Source organism: Aerococcus sp. L_32, from assembly GCF_050689315.1.
The window spans coordinates 1-900 of sequence record NZ_JBOEQF010000731.1 but is presented as its reverse complement, the minus strand read 5'-3'; the positions used below and the strand labels follow the sequence as shown (position 1 = coordinate 900).

The 900-nt window shown below is 41.7% G+C and carries 1 protein-coding gene; it reads right to left on the bottom strand.

The annotated features are described in order from the left end of the window. On the bottom strand, positions 1 to 791 hold a 791-nt coding region (gene tgt, locus ACRCJ0_RS16025), incomplete at its 3' end, for a tRNA guanosine(34) transglycosylase Tgt (protein WP_431391164.1). Positions 792 to 900: the final 109 nt, after the last annotated feature.

Here is a 900-nt window from a genome sequence, read left to right as displayed (position 1 = left end):
CGGATAACCCCTTCAATCAAGGCATCCGGACTGCCGACACCCATTAGGTAACGCGGTTTGTCTTCAGGCATGACAGGTGTTAGGTAATCTAAAACCTTGTACATATCTTCTTTCGATTCACCTACTGATAAACCACCGATAGAGTAACCTGGGAAGTCCAAACCGATCATATCTTTGGCGTGTTGTAGACGTAAGTCTTTATAGCCAGCACCTTGTAAAATCCCAAATAATGCTTGGTCATTTGGTCGTTGGTGGGCGTTTAAACCACGTTCAGCCCAACGTGTTGTACGGTGAATCGATTTTTCAACGTAGTTGTGGTCGTGGTTGAAGTCTGGACATTCGTCAAATGACATAATGATGTCCGCACCCAAGTTGTTTTCGATATGGATGGCTTTTTCTGGTGATAAGAATAATTTCTTACCGTCTAAATGAGACTTGAAGGTGACCCCTTCTTCCTCAATTTTTCTAGAATCAGCCAGCGAGAATACTTGGAACCCACCTGAATCGGTTAGAATTGGTTTGTCCCAGTTCATGAATTGATGTAAGCCACCTGCTTCTTTGACTAGGTCATCACCTGGACGTAACCATAAATGATAGGTGTTAGACAGAATGATTTGGGCATTCATATCCGTTAACTCTTCAGGAGACACAGCCTTTACGGATGCTTGCGTACCAACAGGCATAAATACCGGTGTTTCAATCGTACCATGAGGGGTTTCCACTTGGCCTAAACGTGCACCCGTATGCTTTTCTTTTTTATGTAATGTATATTTTAATGCACTACTCGTCATTAGAATTCCTTTCTTTCTACCACACATGCTACTTTTTGAATCAAAATAATTGATGTGTGTACGACTAGATTTCTACCTAGTCCAACATATTGACAACCAAACAATGTTA